Below are 17,608 nucleotides of genomic sequence, written 5' to 3'. Positions count from 1 at the left end.
CGCATCGCCCCGTCATCCCGCTTCTCTTCAATCACAGGAAAAACCGAGCACCATGCCCGTTCCGTCGCAACTGCTCTTCCTGCCCGGCGCATCGGGCAGCACCGCCTTCTGGCAGCCGCTGGCCACCCTGCTGACGCATCCGGCCGAGCGGCGGATCGTCGCCTATCCGGGCTTCGGCGACACGCCGCGCGATCCGGCCGTCGACGATTTCGACAGCCTCGTGCGTGAGGTCCTCGCGAAGATCGACCGGCCGACCGCCGTGATCGCCCAATCGATGGGCGGCGTGATCGCGATGCGCGCGGCGCTCGACAAGCCCGGGCTCGTCACGCACCTCGTGCTGACGGTCACGTCCGGCGGCCTCGACATGGCAGCGCTCGGTGCGCAGGACTGGCGGGCCGGCTTCGCCGAAGCGAACCCGCAGTTGCCCGACTGGTTCCTGACGTTCCGCGCGGACTTCTCGCACGAGATCGGCCGCATCGCGCAGCCGACGCTGCTGCTGTGGGGCGACGACGATCCGATCAGCCCCGTCGCGGCCGGCCGGCGCCTGCTCGAACGGCTGCCCGATGCGCAGTTGCATGTCGTGCCGGGCGGCCGCCACGACCTCGCGGCCGTGCATGCGCAAGCGCTCGCGCCGCTCGTCGACGCGCATCTGCAGCGCGTGTGACATCGCGCGCTTCGGGTTCGGCTTGCACGCCGGCATGAGCCTGAAGCCGTGCAACCGCGACGCCCGCGCGTCGCGTCACCCCGCGCTCCTCAGCGTGAGCCGCGCCTCCAGCCCGCCGCCGTCGGGCCGGTTGTTCAGCGTCAGCGTGCCGCCCATCGCGAGCGCGAGCTGCTTCGCGATCGCCAGGCCCAGCCCCGTGCCGCCCGTATCGCGGTTGCGCGACGTCTCCACGCGCCGGAACGGCTCGAACACGGCGTCGAGCTGATCGGCCGGAATGCCGGGCCCGCGGTCGAGCACGGCGATCACCGCGCCGCCGTCCGGCGCGGCCCGCACGTCGATCTCGGCCGCACCCGCGAACTTCAGCGCGTTGTCGACGAGGTTGCCGACGATGCGGCGCAGCGCCTTCGGCCGCGTGACGAGCGCGAGCGGCGCACGGCTGTGCAGCGCGACGTCCTGCCCCGCGTCCGTGTAGTCGCACACGATGCTGTCGAGCAGCGCGTCGAGATCGATGCGGCGCGCGGCTTCCTCGGTGCCGTGCAGCGTCCGCGCGTACGCGACGCCTTCCTTCACCAGATGCTCCATCTCGATCAGGTCCTGGCGCAGCTTCGCGCCCTGCGTGTCGTCGTCCATCACGTCGACGCGCAGCCGCATCCGCGTGATCGGCGTCTGCAGGTCGTGCGAGATCGACGCGAGGATCTGCATGCGTTCGGCCATGTACTGCGCGATACGGTCCTGCATCGCGTTGAACGCCCGCGCGGCCCGCGCGACTTCCGACGGCCCGCCTTCGTTCAGCCGCTCGCCCTTCAGGTCGGGGCCGAGCGCATCGGCGGCCTGCGCGAGCTGCTTGAGCGGCCGCGTCGCGAGCCGCACCGCGAGCCAGCAGCACGCGGCCAGCACCGCGAGCTGCAGCACGAGCACGACCGGCAACCAGCCCGACAGCGGCACCGTCGACATCGGATGGATGTCGATCGTCAGCGGCGACCCGTCGGTCAGGCGCAAATGCACCTGCAGATGCTCGCGGTCACCGGGGATCGCGTTCGCGGTCAGCGGGTAGTCGCCGCCGATGCCGTCCGAGATCGAGCGCTCGACGCGTGCCGACAGCCGCGCTTCCGGCGGCGTGCCAGTCTCGCCGGGCCCGAGGATGAACGTATAGCTGCGCCGCGCGAGACGCGGCAGCCACGCGGCGCGCTCGGCCGGCGGCAGATGATCGAGCAGCGCGACCGAACTCGCGACCTCGCGCTCGATGTAGCCCATCATCAGGTTGGTGGTCGCCTGGTCGCGCTCGGTCACGGTGAGCCAGAACGACAGCGTCTGCGCGAGCGCGAGGCCCACGCACAGGATCAGCGCGAGCCGCGCGAACAGCGAACGCGGCCAGTGCCACGGCATGCGCGCGCTCATGGCGTACCGTCGACGGCAGTCACGGCCGACGAGAACACATAGCCCTCGTTGCGCAGCGTCTTGATGTAGCGCGGTTCGCGCGCGCCGTCGCGCAGGCGCTGGCGCAGCCGGCTCACGAGCAGGTCGATCGAGCGGTCGAACGGGTCGGACTGGCGCCCCTGCGTGAGGTTGAGCAGCTGGTCGCGCGTCAGCACGCGCTGGGGATTGTCGAGGAACACGCGCAGCAGCCGGTATTCGGCGCCGCTCAGCGCGACCAGCGTGCCTTCGGCATCGAGCAGGTGGCGCCCCGTCGTGTCGAGCCGCCATTCGCCGAACGCGAGCATCCCGGCCGTTTCCGTCACCTGCATGCCGGGCGGCAGCATGCGCGCGCGGCGCAGCACCGAGCGGATCCGCGCGAGCAGCTCGCGCACCGCGAACGGCTTGGCCAGGTAGTCGTCGGCGCCCATCTCGAGGCCGATGATGCGGTCGGTTTCCTCGCCGCGCGCGGTCAGCATCAGCACTGGCACCGTACGAAACTTGCCGGCGCGCAGGTCGCGGCACAGCGTGAGGCCGTCCTCGCCCGGCATCATCAGGTCGAGCACGATCAGGTCGGGCGCGCCGTCGTCCAGCGCGTTGCGCATCTCGCGGCCGTTCGCGGCCAGCGACACGCGCATGCCGTTCTTTTCCAGGTAGTCCGCGATCAGTTCGCGAATCGCGCGATCGTCGTCGACGATCAGCACGTGGTCGATCTTGTCCATGAGTCGTGGTCGGTGTCGGGGTTCGGGCAGGCGATGTCCGCTGTTATACCGCAAGGCAGGCACGCGTTTGTATCCCAATGTATCGCGCCGCCGTGACGACACACAACATTGCATACGGGCGGCTGGCCGGACACATCGCAGATACGTCGGCGCCGCCTAATGGGGCCTGTCGAAACCCGTCCGGCCGCGCCCCCGAGCAGCGGCCCCCCGATCAGGAGAACGCCATGCTGCCCCGACTCAAGACCGCCGCCATCGTCATCGCCCTCGCCGCCACGGCGGGGCTCGCCGCCTTCGCCGGCACCCGCGACGACGCGGGCATGCAGGCCTCGCAGGCCGGCATGACCGCGCCCGATTTCACCGGCATCGACCGCTGGCACAACAGCGCGCCGCTGACGCTCGGCCAGCTGCGCGGCAAGGTCGTGCTCGTCGATTTCTGGACGTACTCGTGCATCAACTGCATTCATACGATTCCGTTCGTGAAGGAGTGGGACCGGAAGTATCGCGACCAGGGGCTCGTCGTGGTCGGCGTGCATACGCCCGAATATCCGTTCGAGCGCGACGCGGGCAACGTCGCCGACGCGATCAAGCGCTTCGGCATCCGGTACCCGGTCGCGCAGGACAACCGCTACGACACGTGGCGCGCGTACGGGAACCAGTACTGGCCCGCGCTGTACCTGATCGATGCGAACGGCAAGGTCGTCTATACGCGCTATGGCGAAGGCGGCTACGACCAGACCGAGGCCGCGATTCGCGGCGCGCTCGCACAGGCCGGCACATCGGCTAAGGACGCGACGCGCACGCAGTGACCCGTGCGGCATGCGGGCGCGGCATGCCCTCGCTCACTCGCGTTTCGCGTCGGCCGCCGCGAGCATCGCTTCGCCGATCGCGAGGTTGCCGTCCGCGACCAGCGCTTCGCCGGCGCCCCGGATATCGGCCTCGGCCTTGTTCTGCCCGAGCTTGCGCTTGCCGACGAGCCGCGTGATCTCGATCTGCAGCCCGACGATCGACTGCAGCATCGTGTCGATGTAGTCCTTCGGCGCGTCGCCCATCTTCCACGGCACCGGCTGCGACGCCTCATGCGTGCGCGTGAGCCGCGCGACCACGCCGCGCACGAACTTCTCGTCGTCACGCACCGTGATGCGGCCGTGCGCATGCACGACCACGTAGTTCCACGTCGGCACCTGCCGGTGCGCGACGTGCTTGCTCGGGTACCAGTTCGGCGAGATGTACGCGTCGCCGGCGCGGAAGATCACGAGCACGTCGTCGCCGTCCGCGACGTCCTGCCAGACCGGATTCGCGCGGGCGACGTGCGCATGCAATTCGCCGAGCCCGCCATCAGCGGGCAGCAGTTCGAACGGAATGTGGTTCGCGTCGAGCCCGCTTTTCCCGTGCGTGATCAGGCTGCCGAACGGATGCTGCACGATCAGCTCGCGCAGCGCGTCGGGATTGGGCTCGTTGAAATCGGCGGGGACGTACATGTCGGCTCCACGGTCGTACGGGGTTGGAAATGGCGCGGGCGCGGGCCCGTCATGCGCCGATTGTGATCTCAAACTGGTTTATGCTGTAGAGCCGGTTTGGAACAATTTCAGCAGACCAGAATCATGGCAAGAACGGCCCGGATCGTCGAAATCCCGTCGCTCGGCGCGCTCGACCGCGCGGCCGGCGACCTGAGCCGCCAGCTCGCGCAGGCGCTGCGCGACGCCGTGCGCCGCGGCGACGTCCGGCCAGGCGACACGCTGCCGTCCACGCGGCTGCTGGCAGCGGCGCTGCAGGTCGCGCGCGGCACCGTCGTCGATGCGTATGCGCAGCTCATCGCCGAAGGCTTTCTCGAATCGCGCGGCGGCGCCGGCACGCGAGTCGCGAACGCGCTCGCCGAACCACCGGCCGGCAACGCGCCCGAGCCGCCGGCGCAACGCCAGCGCCCGGCGCACGCCGGGCTGCCCGAACCCGCCGCCACCTTCGCGCGGATCGCCCGCGAATTCAGCCCGTTGCCGGCCATGCCGTTCGCGATCTCGGTGCCGGTCGGCCTCACCGCGCCCGACGACATCTGGCGCCGGCTCGGCAACCGTCTGCGCGCCCGCGGCGCCGGCGCGCCGTCCGGCTATGCCGATCCGCAGGGCGCGCTGCCGCTGCGCGAAGCGATCGCCGACTATGTGCGCCGGTCGCGCTCGGTGCGCTGCGATGCCGGCCAGGTCGTGATCACGAGCGGCACGCAACAGGGGCTGCATCTCGCGAGCCAGGTGCTGCTCGGCGACAACGACCGCGCATGGGTCGAGAATCCTGCCTATCGCGGCATCACCGCGCTGCTCGAAAGCACCGGGCGGCGCGAGGCGATGGTGCGCGTGCCGGTCGATGCCGACGGCCTCGATGTCGACGCCGGCATGCGGCTCGCCCCGGATGCGCGCGCCGCGTTCGTCACGCCTTCGCACCAGTACCCGCTCGGCATGCCGCTGAGCATGGCGCGGCGCAACGCGCTGCTCGCGTGGGCGCGCGCGCACGGCGCATGGGTCGTCGAAGACGACTACGACAGCGAGCTGCGCTACGAGGGCTACCCGTTCCCGTCGCTGCAGGGGCTCGACCCCGACCGCGTGATCTATCTCGGCACGTTCAGCAAGATCCTGTTTCCGTCGCTGCGGCTCGGCTACGTGATCGCACCCGACGATCTCGTGCCCGCGTTCTGCGGCGCACGCGTGTTGATGGATCGCCACGCGCCGACCGCGGACCAGCACGTACTCGCCGCGTTCATCGCGGAAGGCCATCTCGACCGCCACATCCGCCGCGTGCGCGGCGTGTACGCGGAACAGCGCGCGCTGCTGATCGACACGCTCGGCGCGCGGCTGCCGCGCGAACGCGCATGGGTGCAGCCGGGCGACCAGGGAATGCACGTCGTGCTGTGGCTTGCCGACGGCATCGACGATCTCGACGTGGTCGCGCGCGCCGCGCAGGCCGGCGTCGCGGTGCGCGCGGTGTCGCCGATGTTCGCGCCCGGCACGGCACGACCGGGGCTCGTGCTCGGCTTCGGCGGGTTCGGCCGCGCGCAGATGGAGGCCGCCGCGCAACGGCTCGCGGCGGTGGTTTCGTCAGCGGAAGCTTGATCAGTGCTCATGTCCGTCGCCATTCCAGGCCGCATCGGCCAAGGCCAGAAGCTTGCTGGCAGGCGCCGAAAGCGGTGTCGACATGTTGTGAATCGCAAGGGTGTTGAACCATATGGGTTCGTCGACCTCGATGAATCTCACGCCGTGCCAGTCGAACATCTCGACGGAAAGCGGATCAACAAGCCCTATGCCTGCACCGTGACACACCATGGAAGCAACGGTCAGCGCGTAGGCGACCTCGATGACGACATTGAGTTTCTCGCCCCGATTCGCCAGCAATGCATCGAGTTGACGGCGTGACGTATCCCTCGACGAAAGCGCAATGAACGGGTAGTCCACCAGATCGAACAGCGACACCCTGGATTGTTGTCCAAGGACATGATCCGTCGGCACCGCAAGGACCGCTCGCCGCCTTGCAATTGATCGGGCGACTAACCCATGCGTGTCGATCAGTTCGGCGGCAAATCCTACGTCGCATTGCCCGCTCGAAACACGCTCGCGTACTTCCTGGGACGAATAAATTTCGTAGCGGATAAGCAGATCCGGCATGTCGCATCGCAATTGCGTGATCAAGGCGGGCAACGGCCCATATCCCAGCGCGGGCAGACTGGCAATCGTCAGGATTCCGCTCCGCCCTTCCCGCAGACTCGTTGCCCGCTCCCGGATCACGTCCATCCCGGCGAACATGCGATCGACTTCGATCAAGAGCGCCTTGGCCTCCGGCGTCGGGCGCAGCCGGGCTCCATCCCTGTCAAACAACTTGAGGCGTAACGTCGCTTCCAATTGGCTGACGAGCCGGCTGATCGCCGATTGCGACGTGTGCATCAGGTCCGATGCGCGGGTCGTCGTGCCGGTCGTCATGACAGCCCGGAAAGCTTCGAGTTGGCGTGGATTCATCGACATCACCTATATCAATGGCGACTACCTGCAAGTCAAAACTGCATTGGGAACAAAGTATCTGATCACGCATTATCTGCGTGTCAAGTATCCACTATCGATATAGATCGGCCAACACGGTCGACATGACTGAGAGCGCTTGTCGAATCGACAGGCAATGCTGATTCCCCGAGGACTGGTCCCATGAGCACATGTATCGACGAAACGGAAATGCTTCGGCAACTCGAAAGTGAGCTTCGACTCCTGACCGTGTACGCGAGAGAAGCCGACGGCTGCTACGAGATTCTGAAACGCAAGATCGACGAACTCAGCGAGTTCATCGCAAACGAAATGGACCCGCCAGGCTGGGTATCGGCACGGAACGACGTCGAGCAATCGAGTCTGGTCCACAGGGTGCGGGACTCCGCCGTCACGGCTCTGTGCAGCCTCGAAAAGTACCTGTGCCAACGGATGCTGCGCGAGGGCACGGATCTCGGCCCTTACCTCGACTCGCTCGCGTTGTCGGTTCGTGCCGAAATAGGTCGCGTAGGCATTACGGATCAGGCACGCATCCTGTTCATCGGCTCAGGCGCATTCCCCACATCCGCGATGTTGATCGCCCGCGAGACCAAGGCCCAACTGTGCTGCGTCGATATTGACGACGAGGCAACGCTGCTTGGTTTGCAAATCGCCAATCGGCAGGGCCTTGGCGGGCTCATGGAATTTACGAGCCTCACCGTTGACGCGCTTCCTTTTGCCCGGCATGCCACGCATTTCATGGTCGCCTCGCTCGTAGAAGGCAAGGCTTCCGTGCTCGAGCAAATCTGGAAAGTGATGAACGATCGTGCGAAGGTGCTGGTGCGATACGGGACAGGCATCAAGGAACTGTTCAATTACTCGATCGATCCGGCCTGCCTCCGTCGCTGGAAGGTTGCTGGCCCGGCCATCGTGCATTCGATGTTCGATACGATCGTCCTCGAGAAGCCCTGCCATGCGTGACCACCGCAATACGGCCGAAGATTTTCTCTTCATCGGACTGGGCGCCGTAGCCATCCAGTTTGCGTTCGATCTTCGCAGCGTGTCCGACGGCATGCTGGGATTCATGAGCCGTCCCGGTGCGCGCAGCCGTCTCATACGCGACGCAATCGCGGCGGGCCAGCCCCTTTCGCTGGAGGGGCGCGGACGGGCCTTGAGCGAGCGTGTCAGCATGCCGATCGACAGTTTCCATGAAGGTGGAAACTGTCTCGACGATCAGTGGGACACATTGATTCTCTGCACACCGGCGGATTGCTATGTGGACGTGCTCAAGGGACTGCCCTGGGATCGCTTGACGCGCGTACGCTCGATCGTATTGATGTCGCCGTTCCTCGGGGCAGCACTGCTGGTGGAAGCCGCGTTGCCGGCGAACAGGCAGTTCAACGTGATCTGCCTGTCCAGTTATTTCGGCGACACGAAAATTCTCGATGCCACCCAGCCCCTAGCCGCCACGACCAAGGCATTCAAGCGCCGGATTTTCATTGCCGCGAATCGGGAATGTGCGACCTTGCATACCGTGCGGCGCGCCGTGGAACGCCACGGCATCGAAGTCGTCATCATGCGTTCGCCATTGGAAGCGGAAGCGCGCAGCATCACGACATACGTTCACAGTCCGCTCGTCCTCTGCCCCCCGGCGTTGGAGCATGTCCTGTTTTCAAACGGACCGGACCGCTACATCTACAAGCTCCATCCGGAGGGGCCGATTACACCGCAAGTCATGCGCAGCATGGTCCGGCTCTGGAAAGAGATATCGACGTTGCTCGAGCGAATGGGCGCGCAGCCTGTCAACCTGCTCAGGTTCCTCAACGACGACAACTATCCGGTCGACGACGTCATGCTCGAGCGGGACGCGATCGCCCATTTTCCCGACTTCGACGAGTTGCACCAGGAGTATCTCCTGTTCGTCCGCTACAGCGCACTGCTCGTGGATCCATTTTCGCAGCCTGACGAACGCGGCCGATATTTCGACTTCTCCGCAGTTCCGTTCCGCCGCGCCCATCTCGACGCAGACGGCCTGTGGCAGGTTCCGCGCGTGCCGCTCGAGGATCATCGCAAGTTGTCCCTCATCCGTTGTCTCGGGCAATGCTTCGACCTGCCGATGCCGCACGCGTGCGAACTGCTATTCAATTACGAGACCGCCATACAGCGCTTCATCAGCGAAAAAGGAGTTGCCAATTGTCACCCGACCATCCTTCAAGAGAGCACACAGGCACAGGCGGCAACGATCTACCGTCAATGGTCAACGACCTTTGGAAAAGCGGAGTCCTGCTAGCGGTCCTGGCCTCCTTCACCTTCAGCATCATGAATGCGCTGGTAAAGGAAATCAGCGCGACACTGCCACCGGCCGAAATCGGTTTCTTTCGCGGCACAATTGGTGCGGCACTCGTGTACTTGTTGATGCGACGCGGCAACGTGTCATTTTCCCGCAGCGACCTGTCGATGCTTATCGTGCGCGGGTTGCTCGGAGCGTTCTATCTCGTCTGTTACTTCTATGCAATCGCGCACATTCCGCTCGCCGATGCAAGCATCCTCGCGCACCTTTCCCCGGTTTTCATCATCCTGCTCTCGGCCGTCTTTCTGAAGGAGCACATTCCCAGACACGTGTGGCTGCTGCTCCCGGCCATCCTTGCCGGCGCCGTCCTGATCATCAAGCCCTACCAATACTCGAGCTACTCGATCTATGCAGGGCTCGGACTGTTGAGTGCGGTGTTTGCGGGGGGCGCACACGTCGCCATTCGCCAGCTCAGCGCCAGGCATCACGCGTACGAGATTGTTTTCTACTTTCTTGCCATTGCGGCGCTCGTTTCGGTTCCGCTGATGTGGAAAGATTTTGTCTGGCCGGATACGCCGCGCCAATACGGCCTCTTGCTGGCACTCGGAGGCGTTTCGCTGTTCGGGCAATTGTTCCTCACAAAAGCATTCACACACGAAAAAGCATCCGTCGTCGCTGTAACACGCTACATCGGCATCGTTTTCAATGCATCATGGGGCTGGATCTTCTGGCATGAATCGATGGACACTGGATCAATCGTCGGCGGCATCCTGATCATCGTTGCCTGCATCAATTTGTCTCGACTCAAAGCCTGAATCGTCGTGATGGCCTGTCCGGATCTATCGGGTCCATTGCACATCTCTTCCGACCACCGCGTTGCGTCCGGCCTCCCGGGTATCGCGGGCGAGGCCACAATTCGTCAGGAGAATCGCGCCGGGCTGCACCACAAAAGGTTGTCGGCGGGCAACAAACGTAATCGTCTGTAAATCCTGCAAGCAAACGGCCGTTTCGGCCGCCGGCGCGCGTGCGCCGTTTGCTAGGATCGCGCGTCTTCCATCCGCGCTCCTGCCGCCTTGAATCGCTTCGTGCCGTTTCTCCGAGACGCGTGGCTCCGTTGCCGCGCCCGTGTCGCACCGCTCGCCGCCTGCCGCGCGCGCCTCCGCGCACTGTGCGCGGGCGTGCTGCATCGCCTGCGCCATCCGACGCGCCGCGGCGTGGCGCTGACGCTCGCCGCGATACCGGTGCTGGGCCTGCTGGTCCTGCTTGCGTTCGTCCCGTTCACGCCGAGCATCGGCGACATCCGCAAGGCGCGCATCGACCGCCCCGCGCGCGTGCTGTCGGCCGACGGCCAGCTGATTGCCGAGTTCCGGCCCGTCAACCGCGAATGGGTGCCGCTCAAGCAGATCTCGCCACACATGGTCGACGCGCTGATCGCGACCGAAGACCACCGCTTCTATTCACACCACGGCATCGACTTGCGCCGTACGCTCGCGGCCGGACTGCATACCTTCTCGGGCGACCGCCAGGGCGGCTCGACGATCACGCAGCAGCTCGCACGCAACCTGTATCCGGACGAAGTCGGCCGCGCGCCGACGCTCACGCGCAAGGTGAAGGAGCTGATCACCGCGTTCAAGATCGAGTCGGTGTACAGCAAGGACGAGATCCTCGAGACCTACCTGAACACGGTGCCGTTCCTCTACAACGCGTACGGTGTCGAGATGGCCGCGCGTACCTACTTCGGCAAGTCGGCGGACCAGCTCGACATCGCGGAAAGCGCCACGCTCGTCGGGATGCTGAAGGGCAACAGCTACTACAACCCGGTGCTGAATCCGGAGCGCGCGGTCCAGCGGCGCAACATCGTGCTCGGCCGGATGGCGCAGATGGGCATGCTCACGCCGCAGCAGCTCGCGAAACTGCAGCGCCAGCCGCTGCGCGTCGACTTCGAACCGCAGACGGCGCAGCCGAGCCTCGCGCCGCATTTCGCGGTCCAGCTGCGCAAGTGGCTGATCGCGTGGGCCGACCGCAACAACTACGATCTCTACGCCGACGGGCTCGTCGTGCGCACGACGCTCGATGCGCAGTTGCAGGACATGGCCACGCAGGCACTGACGCGGCAGACCGAACGGCTGCAGTCGATCGCCGACAGCGCGTGGCGCGGGCCGTCCGGCTGCGGGCTGCGCAACGATCTGTTCCGCGGCTTCATCCGCCAGACGCCCGAATACCGCCAGGCACGCGACGCGGGCGTTGCCGATGTGCCGGCGCTGAAGCAGCTCGGCGCAAACCGCGCGTTCATGCGCGCGCTGTGCGAGCGCAAGACCCAGGTACAGGCCGGCTTCGTCGCGATCGATCCGCGCAACGGCGCGATCCGCGCATGGGTCGGCAGTCCCGATTTCGGCAGCGAGCCGTTCGACCACGTCACGCAGGCGCGCCGCCAGCCGGGTTCGACGTTCAAGCCGTTCGTCTATGGCGCCGCGTTCGCGGACGGCATGCGGCCGGACGATACGTTCGTCGACCGCCCCGTCGCCATTCCGATCGGCGGCCGTGCCGTGTGGCATCCGACCGACGCGGAGCCGCCGACCGGCGAGCCGATGACGCTGCGCGACGCGCTCGCGCTGTCGCGCAACCGCATCACCGCGCAGGTCATGCAGCACGAAGGCGCCGCGAAGGTCGCGCAGCTTGCGCGCGCGATGGGCGTACGCGACAGCCCGCTCGACGCGGTGCCGTCGCTCGCACTCGGCACGAGCCCGGTCACGCTGAAGGAAATGGTGTCCGCGTACGGCACGATCGCGAACCGCGGCGTATACGTCGCGCCGCAGATGATCACGCGCATCGAGGACCGCGACGGCAAGGTGCTCGCCGCCTTCGGCAGCGCACCGCCCGAACGCGCACTGCCGGCAGCCGCGGCGCAGACGCTCGTCGACGTGATGCGCGGGGTCGTCGATTACGGCACCGGTGCCGACATTCGCTCGCGCTATGGAATCCGGATCGACGTTGCCGGCAAGACCGGCACGACGCAGGACAACACGGACGGCTGGTTCGTCCTGATGCATCCGCAGCTCGTGGCCGGCGCATGGGTCGGCTTCGACGACGGCAGCGTGACGCTGCGCAGCGACTACTGGGGCGCGGGCGCGCACAGCGCACTGCCGATCGTCGGCTCGTTCTACGACGCGGCGCTGCGCGCGCGGGCGATCGATTCGCACGTGCAGTTCTCGCCCGACTTCCGGCCGCGCAGCGCGCCGGCGCCGAAGCGGCGCGCACCGCATTCGGGCCTGTTCGACTGGTTGAGGTTCTTTCGCTGATCGCGATACCGCCGGCCGGTCACGCCGGCGGCCCGTTTTACCGGCGCGTCGTCGACACGTGCCCGTCCGCATACAGCCAGACGGGTACGCCGTCGTCGCGCAAAGCCGCCACCGGCTCACCGTTGCGCCAGTTCTGCGCGATCGCAATGCGGCGGACATACCACGGCATCAGGAATGCCTGCGCCGTCCCGTCGAACAGCGCGCCGTCGCCGATCCGCATGTAACGGGCCGGATGCAGGACGGTGCCGTCCGCACGCAATATCGTCGCGTGCACGTCGTCGCCGTCTTCGTCCTGCACATAGGCCAGCCAGCCGTGATCAGCGCCCCAGGACAGGCCGGATACATCGTCGTACGGCCCGTGCACGATCGTCGCCCCCGTATCGAGATCGCAGATCGCCAGCTGCACCGGCTCGCCCGGCAGGACGCCGAGCGCGAAACGCGTGGACAGCGCACCCGGCACCGCTTCGTCCTCGGGCAACCACGACAATGCACCGAGGTTCACGAAATCGAACGGCACCAACGCGCGGCCGTGCCCGTCGACGATCGCGCAACGCCCGTCGTCGCGCCGCACGATATGGCGGATCGCGCCCAGGTCTGCCACGCGCTCCGTCGGCGTGTCGTCGAGCTTCGCGATTTCCGCGTAACGCGGCTCGACGACCATGCGACCGTTCAGGTCGACGAGACCGACGTGATCGTCGTCCCGCTGTGCGAGAAACGCGCCGCACTCGGACGACCATTCGAGCGACGCCCATTCGGGCTTCGTCAGCCATTGCCCGTCGCGGCCGACCAGCCCCCAGCGCTCGCCTTCGCATGCCGCGACGACGGTGCCGTTCACGAACTCGTGCGTATCGTCGAAACGCGGCGGAATCGCCCACGCGCCGTGCGTATCGACGAAGCCCCAGCGGCCGCCCACGCTCGCGGACGCCAGACCGCCGGAGAATTCGCCGAAATCGTCGAGCGTCGGTCCGAGCACCCACGTGCCGTCCGTCCGCACGAGCCCGAACCGCTCGCCCACGCGTACGCATGTGACGTCACCACTGAAATCCCACACGGCGTCGAACGCCGGTTCGCGCACGATCCGCGTCTCGCCGCCGTCGCCATCGGCGAGCAGCAAGCCGACCTTCCCGTCGCTCGCGGCCCACAGCAGCCGGTCGTCGCGTGCGCCGCTCGCCCACAGGTTCGTCCACTCGGGCGGCACGATCACGTCCCACGCATCGTCGGTTTCGCGCCGCACGCCCCACAGTCCGTTGCGCCCGCGAAAGCTGAACGTGTCGTGATCGAGCCAGTTGCCGTGCAGTTCGCCGGCGTCGAACATCTCGGCGAACGTCACGCCGCGCGGCGGCTTCTGGCGCCGGAAATAGTGATGCGACACGCCGCCGAACCCGAAGCCCCACGCCCAGTCGCCCCAGTCCGCGGGTGTATCGATCTTGGGCGCATCGCGCACGCCGCGCACATCGCGAAAGTCCATGCAGTTCGCGACCTGCCACCACAGTCGCGTGCAGTTGTCGCGTTCGTCGTTGATGAAATCGTCCGGATCGCTGTCGTCGAGCCATGACAGCTCGTCAAGGTTCGCGGACAGCCGCGGCGCACCTTGCGCATCACCGAGCGCATCGATCGACTCGCCGAGATGGCGCACGAGCGCATCGAACTGGCGCGCGAGCGCCGGATCGTCGCCCGGCAGCGGATACGCGGTGACGAACGCCGCGAGCCGGCTGATGCGCGCATGTGCGGCGCGTGCGTCGCTGGAAAGATTCGGCGTGCCCGCGTCGCCGAACACGCGCTGATCGGTAATCGCGTCGCCCGCGCCGCCGTCGGCGAGCAGCACACGCCACAGCAGCGGGAAGTGATTGTTGGATTCCGCGAACTCGACCGTTCGCGCGTCGTCTCCGTCACCTGACTGGAGATACAGCCATGCTCGATTGCCCATCGGAAGGAATCGCCTCGTTGTCGTGTCGTCGTGTGCAGCAACCCGCCGGTCCGCGCGCCGTCAGCGCGCGGCAACCGCCTTCACGGCGCCGTCGGCGAATCGCCGCTGCGCGCGACCGGATGGAGCTCGATGCCGTCGACCTGAAAGCCTTGCACCATCAACAGCAGGAAACCCGTGGTCGAATGCTTCGTCGTGAAGTTGCTGCCCGTGATCGACGTGACCTGATAGGGCGAGCCGATCGGCATCCTGATCAACTCGCCGCCCGGCACGTCGAGCACGCATGCGTCGGCAGGCGGCTTCTCCGGACCGTCCATATCGAGTTCCGCCACGCGCGCCGGGGCCGTTTCGGTACTCCAGCGGCCGGCATCACGCGCACGCAGCACGAAGCCGTCGCCCGCCTTCTCCACCCGCAGGGTCGCGGGCTTGCCGGCGGCCGGCGCGTAATCGCCCAGCAGCCCATCGCAGGCACTGCCGGCTCGCGCGGACAGCGAGACGAACAACATCAGACAGAAAACGGGGATACGCACGTGGAGCCTCTCAGATTCGAATTATTGTCGGAATGCCGGCGCAGGCGCGCGCGGCGGCAGCGACACGCCCGGGCGCTGCCGGACGCCAATATAGCGAATGCGATCGAGGTATGCCAGCCTGACGCGCGCAGCGCGGTGCGGTGCGGAGAGACGACAGGACGCGTGCGCGGCATCCTGCTCCGGCCGTGCACGGCCCGGGGCCGTCTGGACGAAGTGACGGCCGGTCGAGCGACCGGCCGGAAAGCATGCGCGGGCGCGCTCAGCCCGCCGCGAACATATCGGCCAGCACGTCGAACTCCGGCGCCCACGCCCCACGCCACGCCGCCTTCGTCGCGTCATCGACCCACGCACCGTCGATCCCGTTCAGCACGAACTGCTTCAACTCGGCCACGGTGAAGCCGAAATGGCTGAACATCAGTTCCCACGCTTCCGAAGGGTTCACCTTGTGCAGCGTCGGATCGTCGGTGTTCGGATGGATCTTCAACCCGAGCCCCGGCATCTTGCGCATCGGATGCAGTTCCGCCCATTGCTCCGGCGGCAGCGTGCGCAGGTAGTACGAATTCGTCGGCACGACGGTGAAGACGATCCCGCGCTCCGCATAGCGTGCGCACAGCTCGGGGTTGTCGACGATCGTATAGCCGTGATCGACGCGATCGACCTGCAGCAGGTCGACGGCCGTCTCGACGTTGCGCCACGGCATCCCGAACTCGCCCGCATGCGCGGTCGTGCGGAAGCCGGCCGCGCGCGCATTGCGGTACGCCTTCCAGAACAGTTCCGGCGGCCGGTCGTTCTCGCGATAGTCGATGCCGATCCCTGCCACTTCGTCCGCGCGATTCGCTTTCATCCACTCGACGATCGCAACGGCTTCGTCAGGATCCTGCTCACGGTCGACGCTCGGAATCAGGCGCGCGCCGATCCCGAAGTCGCGCGCGGCATCGCGGATCGCGGTGACGATCGCGGCCTGCGCGTCGGCATACGCAATGCCCGAAACGCGAACCGTGCCGGTCGGATTCCAGAAGAATTCTGCATGCCGAACGTTGTGCGCGGCGGCGTCCTCCAGATACTCGTACGCGATCCGCCGCAGGTCGTCGGGCTGCGTGAGCAGGTACTTGTCGAGCGCGCGCAGCACGTGCAGCACGCCGACCGGCTTCTCGCCGCGCGCGTAGAACGCGTCGATCTCCGCGCGCTCGATCGGCGCGCCGCTGCGCTCCGCGAGTGCGATAAACGTGTCGTGCCGCACCGCGCCGAGCAGGTGGCAATGCAGCTCGACCTTCGGCAGTGCGTGGAAGAACGCCCGATGGGCCGGCGTGATCTCGATGCCCGTGCGCGCGGCCGGGACGTTGCCTGGTGTTGCCTTCATGTCAGTCTCTTTCAGGTAGTGCCATTGCGTCGCGAAAGCCGTCTCTCAGTGCGGCTTCACGACGGTCCAGAAGTAGTAGCCGAGCGGAATCGCAAGCACGACGAGCCCCCACGACACGTCGCGCCAGCGGCCGGCCAGCAGCTTGACGAGCACGTAGCACAGCAGCCCGCCCGCAATGCCGGTGCCGAAGCTGTTCGACATCAGCGTGAGCAGCACCATCGACATCACGGGCAGCGCGTCGGTGAAGTCGTCGAAATGTGTATGGCGGATCGTCGCGAACATCGACAGCCCGATCAGGATCAGCGCCGGTGCGGTCGCCTCTTTCGGGATCGCGAGCGCGACCGGCACGAACAGCAGCATCGCGGCGAACAGCACGGCTGCGGCGAGCGACGACAGTCCGCTGCGACCGCCGGCCTCGACGCCCGCAGCCGATTCGATCAGCGCGGTGAGCGCGGGAATGCCGAACACGGGCCCGAGCGTCGCGGCGAGCGAATCGACGAGGAACGGCCGGTTGATGTTCGGCAGGTTGCCGTGTTCGTCGAGCAGGTTCGCCTTCGCGCCGACCGCGAGCGCGGTGCCGAGCGTCGAGAAGAATTCCGCCGCGAAGAACGCGAACAGGTACGGCGCGGCGGCCAGGCTCAACGCGCTGCCGATATCGAGCTTGAACGCGATCGGCGCGATGCTGTGCGGCAGCGACATGAACGACGCGGGCAGGTGCGTGACGCCGAGCGGCACGCCGGCCGCGGCCGCGACGAGGATCGCGATCAGGATCGCGCCGGGCACCTTGCGCGCCTGCAGCACGATCGCCACCGCGACGCCGATCAGCGCGACGAGCGCACCCGGACGCGAGAAGTCGCCGAGCGCGAACGCGTTGGTCTTCGCGTTCGCGACGACCATGCCTGCATTGCGCAGCCCGAGCATCGTGACGAACAGCCCGACCGACGCGCCGAGCCCGAGCTTGATCTGCACCGGTATCAGCCGCACGACGACACCGCGTGCGCCAAGTATCGTCAGCAGGAAGAACAGCACGCCCGACACGCATGCGATGCCGAGCCCCGTCTGCCAGCCGACGTGTTCCGTCGTCGCGAGCGTCACGCCGATGATCACCGAGCCGCCGATGCCGGGGCCGACGAGGAACGGCAGGTTCGCGTAGAGCCCCATCAGCGTCGTGAACAGCACGAACACGATGATGGTCGCGGTCGTCGCCGCGCCGCGCTCCATGCCGCCCGTCGCGAGCAGCGACGGGATCACGACCAGCAGATACGCGGCCGCGAGGAACGACGTGACGCCCGCGATCGTCTCGGTGCGCACGTTCGTGCCGCGCGCGGCGAGCGCGAAGCGACGTTCGAGCCAGTTGGCCGGCGCGCGCACCGGGATCGTGTCAGTCGCTGACATGGTGGTTCTCCTGTGATTCCGA

15 protein-coding genes are annotated in these 17,608 nt (G+C 66.8%); 7 read left to right on the top strand and 8 right to left on the bottom strand.

From position 1 onward, the window contains the following. Positions 1 to 52: 52 nt before the first annotated feature. Positions 53 to 664, top strand: coding sequence for an alpha/beta fold hydrolase (locus AC5LXX_RS18410; RefSeq protein WP_493412573.1), 612 nt, complete (start codon positions 53 to 55; stop codon positions 662 to 664). 75 nt (positions 665 to 739) lie between these two features. On the opposite strand, the gene AC5LXX_RS18405 is transcribed toward AC5LXX_RS18410, so the two are convergent. Further along, positions 740 to 2,062, bottom strand: coding sequence for an ATP-binding protein (locus AC5LXX_RS18405; protein ID WP_493412572.1), 1,323 nt, complete (start codon positions 2,060 to 2,062; stop codon positions 740 to 742). Next, positions 2,059 to 2,799 carry a response regulator gene (locus AC5LXX_RS18400; protein WP_493412571.1) on the bottom strand — a complete coding sequence of 247 codons (741 nt, stop codon included), beginning with the start codon at positions 2,797 to 2,799 and terminating at the stop codon, positions 2,059 to 2,061. Before AC5LXX_RS18400 ends, AC5LXX_RS18405 begins: the two co-directional genes overlap by 4 nt. Positions 2,800 to 3,023: 224 nt before the next feature. Here AC5LXX_RS18400 and AC5LXX_RS18395 point away from each other — a divergent pair, with 224 nt between their 5' ends. Then, on the top strand, positions 3,024 to 3,605 hold the full coding sequence (locus AC5LXX_RS18395) for a thioredoxin family protein (RefSeq protein WP_493412570.1): 582 nt from the start codon (positions 3,024 to 3,026) through the stop codon (positions 3,603 to 3,605). Between the two features lie 33 nt (positions 3,606 to 3,638). On the opposite strand, the gene AC5LXX_RS18390 is transcribed toward AC5LXX_RS18395, so the two are convergent. Then, a complete protein-coding gene (locus AC5LXX_RS18390; protein WP_493412569.1) occupies positions 3,639 to 4,277 on the bottom strand; it encodes an FMN-binding negative transcriptional regulator in 639 nt (212 codons plus the stop codon). Positions 4,278 to 4,400: 123 nt separating this feature from the next. Here AC5LXX_RS18390 and pdxR point away from each other — a divergent pair, with 123 nt between their 5' ends. Further along, the gene (gene pdxR / locus AC5LXX_RS18385; RefSeq protein WP_493412568.1) at positions 4,401 to 5,894 is read left to right on the top strand and encodes a MocR-like pyridoxine biosynthesis transcription factor PdxR; all 1,494 of its coding nucleotides are present in this window, start codon (positions 4,401 to 4,403) and stop codon (positions 5,892 to 5,894) included. Here pdxR and AC5LXX_RS18380 read toward each other — a convergent pair whose 3' ends face one another. Then, complete coding sequence (locus tag AC5LXX_RS18380; RefSeq protein ID WP_322084289.1) at positions 5,895 to 6,791, bottom strand: LysR family transcriptional regulator; 897 nt, start codon at positions 6,789 to 6,791, stop codon at positions 5,895 to 5,897. A 183-nt stretch (positions 6,792 to 6,974) separates the two neighbouring features. Here AC5LXX_RS18380 and AC5LXX_RS18375 point away from each other — a divergent pair, with 183 nt between their 5' ends. From AC5LXX_RS18375 to AC5LXX_RS18360, 4 genes are all read left to right on the top strand, one after another. After that, positions 6,975 to 7,769 carry a nicotianamine synthase family protein gene (locus tag AC5LXX_RS18375; RefSeq protein ID WP_493412567.1) on the top strand — a complete coding sequence of 265 codons (795 nt, stop codon included), beginning with the start codon at positions 6,975 to 6,977 and terminating at the stop codon, positions 7,767 to 7,769. Next, positions 7,762 to 9,078, top strand: coding sequence for an opine metallophore biosynthesis dehydrogenase (locus tag AC5LXX_RS18370; protein ID WP_493412566.1), 1,317 nt, complete (start codon positions 7,762 to 7,764; stop codon positions 9,076 to 9,078). The genes AC5LXX_RS18375 and AC5LXX_RS18370 overlap by 8 nt, the downstream gene beginning before the upstream one ends. After that, positions 9,042 to 9,893 (top strand): DMT family transporter, encoded by an 852-nt coding sequence (locus AC5LXX_RS18365; protein WP_493412565.1) that lies wholly within the window; start codon positions 9,042 to 9,044, stop codon positions 9,891 to 9,893. Before AC5LXX_RS18370 ends, AC5LXX_RS18365 begins: the two co-directional genes overlap by 37 nt. 258 nt (positions 9,894 to 10,151) lie before the next feature. Continuing rightward, the gene (locus AC5LXX_RS18360; RefSeq protein ID WP_493412564.1) at positions 10,152 to 12,377 is read left to right on the top strand and encodes a penicillin-binding protein 1A; all 2,226 of its coding nucleotides are present in this window, start codon (positions 10,152 to 10,154) and stop codon (positions 12,375 to 12,377) included. Positions 12,378 to 12,414: 37 nt separating this feature from the next. Here AC5LXX_RS18360 and AC5LXX_RS18355 read toward each other — a convergent pair whose 3' ends face one another. From AC5LXX_RS18355 to AC5LXX_RS18340, 4 genes are all read right to left on the bottom strand, one after another. Further along, positions 12,415 to 14,304: a WG repeat-containing protein gene (locus AC5LXX_RS18355; protein ID WP_493412563.1), complete on the bottom strand. Its 1,890-nt coding sequence runs from the start codon at positions 14,302 to 14,304 to the stop codon at positions 12,415 to 12,417. A gap of 80 nt (positions 14,305 to 14,384) precedes the next feature. After that, entirely contained in the window at positions 14,385 to 14,831 is a 447-nt protein-coding gene (locus tag AC5LXX_RS18350) for a hypothetical protein (protein WP_493412562.1), read from the bottom strand. Positions 14,832 to 15,090: 259 nt separating this feature from the next. Further along, positions 15,091 to 16,191, bottom strand: coding sequence for an adenosine deaminase (gene add / locus AC5LXX_RS18345; protein ID WP_493412561.1), 1,101 nt, complete (start codon positions 16,189 to 16,191; stop codon positions 15,091 to 15,093). A gap of 45 nt (positions 16,192 to 16,236) precedes the next feature. Further along, positions 16,237 to 17,586 carry an NCS2 family permease gene (locus AC5LXX_RS18340; protein WP_493412560.1) on the bottom strand — a complete coding sequence of 450 codons (1,350 nt, stop codon included), beginning with the start codon at positions 17,584 to 17,586 and terminating at the stop codon, positions 16,237 to 16,239. Between the last annotated feature and the right edge of the window lie 22 nt (positions 17,587 to 17,608).

It is taken from the genome of Burkholderia torrens (genome assembly GCF_984668525.1).
This window is presented reverse-complemented; position numbering and strand designations above follow the sequence as displayed.

Bases quoted from the DNA above. Each gene is read 5' to 3' on its own strand.
- AC5LXX_RS18410 (WP_493412573.1), top strand. From the start codon at position 53: ATGCCCGTTCCGTCGCAACTGCTCTTCCTGCCCGGCGCATCGGGCAGC.
- AC5LXX_RS18405 (WP_493412572.1), bottom strand. From the start codon at position 2,062: ATGAGCGCGCGCATGCCGTGGCACTGGCCGCGTTCGCTGTTCGCGCGG.
- AC5LXX_RS18390 (WP_493412569.1), bottom strand. From the start codon at position 4,277: ATGTACGTCCCCGCCGATTTCAACGAGCCCAATCCCGACGCGCTGCGC.
- add (WP_493412561.1), bottom strand. From the start codon at position 16,191: ATGAAGGCAACACCAGGCAACGTCCCGGCCGCGCGCACGGGCATCGAG.
- AC5LXX_RS18340 (WP_493412560.1), bottom strand. From the start codon at position 17,586: ATGTCAGCGACTGACACGATCCCGGTGCGCGCGCCGGCCAACTGGCTC.
- AC5LXX_RS18355 (WP_493412563.1), bottom strand. From the start codon at position 14,304: ATGGGCAATCGAGCATGGCTGTATCTCCAGTCAGGTGACGGAGACGAC.
- AC5LXX_RS18400 (WP_493412571.1), bottom strand. From the start codon at position 2,799: ATGGACAAGATCGACCACGTGCTGATCGTCGACGACGATCGCGCGATT.
- AC5LXX_RS18375 (WP_493412567.1), top strand. From the start codon at position 6,975: ATGAGCACATGTATCGACGAAACGGAAATGCTTCGGCAACTCGAAAGT.
- AC5LXX_RS18395 (WP_493412570.1), top strand. From the start codon at position 3,024: ATGCTGCCCCGACTCAAGACCGCCGCCATCGTCATCGCCCTCGCCGCC.
- AC5LXX_RS18365 (WP_493412565.1), top strand. From the start codon at position 9,042: ATGGTCAACGACCTTTGGAAAAGCGGAGTCCTGCTAGCGGTCCTGGCC.
- AC5LXX_RS18370 (WP_493412566.1), top strand. From the start codon at position 7,762: ATGCGTGACCACCGCAATACGGCCGAAGATTTTCTCTTCATCGGACTG.
- pdxR (WP_493412568.1), top strand. From the start codon at position 4,401: ATGGCAAGAACGGCCCGGATCGTCGAAATCCCGTCGCTCGGCGCGCTC.
- AC5LXX_RS18380 (WP_322084289.1), bottom strand. From the start codon at position 6,791: ATGAATCCACGCCAACTCGAAGCTTTCCGGGCTGTCATGACGACCGGC.